Origin of the sequence: Micromonospora sp. NPDC047707 (assembly GCF_040704235.1) — a bacterium.
Classification (GTDB): Bacteria; Actinomycetota; Actinomycetes; order Mycobacteriales; family Micromonosporaceae; genus Micromonospora.
Map to the genome: position 1 here is coordinate 1 of NZ_JBEYSU010000105.1, position 3,788 is coordinate 3,788.

Annotated in this window: 5 protein-coding genes; all 5 read left to right on the forward strand. The window is 71.1% G+C overall.

Annotated elements, in window-relative coordinates; translation table 11 throughout:
* The first annotated feature begins 139 nt into the window (after positions 1-139).
* The 5 genes from AB0873_RS31935 to AB0873_RS31955 all read left to right on the forward strand — a co-directional run bounded on the left by AB0873_RS31935 (position 140) and on the right by AB0873_RS31955 (position 3,752).
* Entirely contained in the window at positions 140-388 is a 249-nt protein-coding gene (locus AB0873_RS31935; protein WP_366604470.1) for a hypothetical protein, read from the forward strand.
* Positions 361-969, forward strand: coding sequence for a phosphotransferase (locus AB0873_RS31940; RefSeq protein ID WP_366604471.1), 609 nt, complete (start codon positions 361-363; stop codon positions 967-969). Before AB0873_RS31935 ends, AB0873_RS31940 begins: the two co-directional genes overlap by 28 nt.
* A gap of 77 nt (positions 970-1,046) precedes the next feature.
* The gene (locus AB0873_RS31945) at positions 1,047-2,384 is read left to right on the forward strand and encodes an MFS transporter (protein ID WP_366604473.1); all 1,338 of its coding nucleotides are present in this window, start codon (positions 1,047-1,049) and stop codon (positions 2,382-2,384) included.
* Positions 2,381-3,025, forward strand: a complete 645-nt coding sequence (locus AB0873_RS31950; protein WP_366604475.1) for a 3'-5' exonuclease — start codon at positions 2,381-2,383, stop codon at positions 3,023-3,025. Before AB0873_RS31945 ends, AB0873_RS31950 begins: the two co-directional genes overlap by 4 nt.
* A gap of 187 nt (positions 3,026-3,212) precedes the next feature.
* Complete coding sequence (locus AB0873_RS31955) at positions 3,213-3,752, forward strand: methyltransferase domain-containing protein (protein ID WP_366604477.1); 540 nt, start codon at positions 3,213-3,215, stop codon at positions 3,750-3,752.
* The last annotated feature ends 36 nt before the right edge of the window (positions 3,753-3,788 follow it).

The following is a 3,788-nucleotide window of genomic DNA, read 5'->3' on the forward strand; positions in this document are numbered from 1 at the left end:
GACAAGCGCGACTACATGTACCGGGCCACAGTCGACATCGCCACGATGAAGATCTGGCTACGCGACCTCACCCAAGATCGACGAGACACTTCCTAACACGGACGCCGCGGCGGCGGATGCGGCGGCCGAGCAGTTCGCGATGTTGGTCGCCCGCGCGGGCACTGCGGGGGTGGGCATCGGCCGGGTCGTGCACCGCACCGACAAGGCCGTCGTCGCTACCGGCCGCCACGTGGGCCGGCCGGTGATCGTGAAGCTGTTGACGACCGGCGACCCGTACTGGGTGGGCCGGCGCCACCACGAACTGCGCGTGTATGAGCTGTTCACCGATCAGCCGCCGCCGGTGAGCGTGCCGCAGGTGCTGTGGGCAGACGACCGCTCACCGTCCTGACGCAGCTCCCCGGGCAGCGCCTGCACGAGCACCGTCACCTCACCGGCGACATCAGCGCGTCTACCGCAGGGCAGGTCCTGGACACCCTCGACACATTCGCCTGCTGGACACCAACACCGGGTCTGCCGGAACCGATCGACTACCACGGCCGTCTCGACGCCGAACACGCCGCCACGCTGATCGACGACGACGATCGCCGTGCGCTGCACGCCCTCGTCGACCGGCTCGGCCCGGTCCGGGTCACCGCCCACGGTGATCCGCTGCCGGCGAACATGCTCCTCGACGGCGGGCACTGCGGCCTGGTGGATTTCGAGCACGCCGGGCGCTACCTGCCCGGCTACGACCTGGCGCTCCTGCGTATCGTCGGCGCCGCCAGCCCGACCCTCACCGCCGCCGTCACCGACCGCGTGCACCGCGGTGGCCTCACCGCGGCTTTCGCTGTCAACATGGTCCTGCTGGCGTGTCGGGAGTTGCGCATCCACACCAGCCTGCCAGCCGCCGTGATGCCCGCGCGGCGCCTCGCCGGCCTGCGGCGCACCCTGCACCGAGCACGCCAGGACCTACACCAGCTGGGCCGATGATCGCAGGCCGCGCACGCGAACCAGCGGCCCTGCGGCGGCGGGTCGGTCGCCGGGTAGCACGGGCGTGGAACGCCGATGTGCGCCGCTTGTGGCAGGCGTACTCGATCAGTGAGCTGGGCTCCGCCGTCGGCGCCGGTGCCCTGCCGCTGATCGTGGTTCTGCTGCTGGATTGCTCCGCGCTGCAGGTATCCCTGCTCGCGGTGGTGTCCGGCGTCGCCAGCGCCGCCGTCGCTGTGCCGCTGGGGCCGTGGGTGGAGTTCCGGCCCAAACGGCCGGTCATGATCGGTGCGGACGTCCTGCGGTTCGCGGCCCTGGCCAGTGTTCCCGCTGCCGCGCTGCTCGGTTGGCTCACCTATGGGCAGTTGTGCGTGGTCGCCGTGGCGCAGACGGCGGGCGGCATCGTGTTCGCCGCTGCCAGCGGCGCCCACCTGCGGGATCTGGTGCCCGCCGAGCATCGGGTCGCCGTCTACGGGCGGTTCGAGACGTCCCAGTGGATGGCCCACAGTGCCGGCTCGCCCGCTGGCGGTGTCCTGGTGTCGTGGCTCGGCGCCACCGCGTCCGTCGTCGTGGACGCCGGCAGCTTCCTGCTGTCCGCCGTCGCGGTGCACCGCCTGCGCGGTCCGGAACCGCCACCACCGGTACGGCAGGCGGGGGCAGGCCGGGCGCGGGAAGCCGTCGAGGGCTGGCGGTACATCCTCGGTCATGCTGGGTTGCGTGCGCTGCTGGTCAACGCGGTGATCTTCGGGGGCGGCATCATGGCAGCCGCGCCCGTCGTGGCGGTGTTCATGCTTCGCGACCTGGACCTGCCGCCGTGGCAGTACGGTCTGGCGTTCGGGCTGCCCTGCCTCGGCGGCGTCCTCGGCTCCCTCGCCGCCGGCCCGCTGGTGCGCCGCTACAGTCTCCGGCCGGTCCTGCTGGCCGCTGGAGCAGCCCGCGCCCTGTGGATGGGCCTCATCCCCGCCGCCCCGCCCGGCACCCCAGGGCTGATCGTGATCGTGATCGCGGAGACACTGCTGTTGTTCTTCGCCGGCGCGTTCAACCCCGTCTTCGCCAGCTACCGCGCGAACCACACAACCGCTGAGCGAATGTCCCGGGTAATCACGGCTTCGTCGATTACCTCGAAGCTGACCCAACCTGTCTTCGTCCTGGGCGCGGGCATCATCGTCGCCACCACCGACGCCCGCACCGCCATCACCGCAACCGCCGCGCTCACCCTCACCAGCGTGGCGTTCCTGCCCTGGCGGCAAGCTGCGGACAGACTCGACCAGGCCGACGCGCCGCCCCACGACTACGGCGAGCAAACAGCCGCCGCGCACCAGCCGACCGCAGTCACCGCCCCCGCGCAGGGCGGGGTGCACGACCGGGAGCACGAGCGACAGCCGACCGCATCTCACCGGAACGAGAACCACCGTTGAGCGACACAGCGACCTGCTGGACCAACGCCGCCCTGGTCGGCATCGACCTCGAAGGCACCGGAGGTCAAGACCGTGACAAGGAGGCAATCCTCGAACTCGCCCTCGTCCCCCTGCACGGCGGCGCGCCTCAACCAGGCGCCGCCCTCGCCACGCTGGTCAACCCCGCCCGCCCACTGAACCACAGGGCCCGGCTACCACCCGGCGTGAGCGGCGCCGCCCTACGCGCGGCACCGAACCTCGCCGACCTCGAACGTGACGTGACCGACCGTGTCACCGGCCGCTACCTCATCGGCCACCACGTCGCCGTCGACTGGCGCCTGCTCCGGCGACAGCTGCCCCAGCTGCGCCCAGCCGGCCTCCTGGACACTCTGCGGCTGTCGCGAGCAATCGTCCTCGGGGCCGGGCACAGCCTCACCACCGTCATCGACCGACTCGGCCTGAAAACACGCGTCGACGCGGCCGCGGTCGGTAGCCAGCCGCACCGGGCTCTCTGGGACGCCACCGCAGCCGCCCTCTTGCTGCCAGAACTCGCCGCCCGTCTGTGGGACACACCGCCGTCCCTGGCGCAGCTCATCCAACGAGCCGGTATCCCGATGACCCCCGACACGTGCCACACCGACGCGCAGCCCCGCCTGTTCTAACCGTGCAGGCACTGGCGTCCGGGCGGCCCGCCGACGCGGTCGACCACCGCGGCGATCCACGCCGATTCGAAGCCAACCCCTCGATCATCACGTCGCTGGAGACAGCTCCTCCACATGCGGACAGGATTCGCGCCTTGAGCCACTGAACTCGCCGACCCACGCCGCCGCCCATCCCGGAGAGAAGCCTGTGACCGCCGCCGATCCGCTGCTCAGCAGCGTTCCCGAGCGCTACTACGTCCACAACGGGGAGCGCGGTGAAACCCTGCACCGATCCGCGCCGGAAGCCATCCAGCGCGACGTGATCGCCCTCCAGGTGCGCGACGGCAACCATGTGCTGGAGATCGGCACCGGCACGGGATACTCCGGCGCCCTGCTCGCCGCCCGAGCCGGCACGTCGGGGCGCGTCACCAGCGTCGACATCAGCGACCACCTCGTCGCATGGGCAAACCGCCTGCACCACGAACGCGGCGTCACCACGATCACCTGCCATCTCGCCGACGGCATGAACGGCTACCCGCCGCACGCCCCCTACCAGCGCATCGCGGCATGGTGCGCACCCCCACGGCTGCCCCAGGCATGGGTGGATCAACTCACCCCGGACGGCCGGATCGTGGCCTGCCTGCCCATCGCCGCGCAGCCGTCGACCACCCTGATCGCGACCATCACCCTGAGGTCGCGTAGCCAGATCTTCATCGTGGCGATGTCGACTGTGGCCCGGTACATGTAGTCGCGCTTGTCGTACCTGGTCGCGACCGCCCGGAAC

What these genes read in the sequence shown, in the direction of transcription:
- AB0873_RS31935 (WP_366604470.1), top strand. Translation starts at nt 140, where the DNA reads ATGTTGGTCGCCCGCGCGGGCACTGCGGGGGTGGGCATCGGCCGGGTC.